Source organism: Rahnella sp. CJA17(1/100) (assembly GCF_963881615.1).
GTDB classification, from domain to species: Bacteria; Pseudomonadota; Gammaproteobacteria; order Enterobacterales; family Enterobacteriaceae; genus Rahnella; species Rahnella aceris.
Genome location: NZ_CAWOJA010000086.1, coordinates 1 through 246, shown reverse-complemented (window position 1 = coordinate 246; position 246 = coordinate 1). Strand labels below are relative to the sequence as shown.

Annotated in this window: 1 protein-coding gene; it reads right to left on the bottom strand. The window is 49.2% G+C overall.

Annotation, left to right across the window (positions count from 1 at the left end; genetic code table 11):
* The coding region (locus AACU55_RS24610) for a transposase (protein WP_167686188.1) at window positions 1–246 on the bottom strand (246 nt) is incomplete at both ends.

The following is a 246-nucleotide window of genomic DNA, read 5'->3' as shown; positions in this document are numbered from 1 at the left end:
CCCGATTAACAACCGTAATATCTCCGACACTGCACCGCTAAAACTCAGCTGATAAGGCAGATAATCTCCCTTCAGGCTGAACGCCATCTTGATCATCTGGTAACGAATAAGGTTATAACTCAGCAGGATACCCCACAGTTCCTGCCTCACCATTTCCGGCAGTTTGCTTCTCAGCGCCCACCGGTTCCCCAGTAAAAACTGCTTCGTCTCCCGGTATCCTAACTCGATTTCCCAGCGATGCTTATA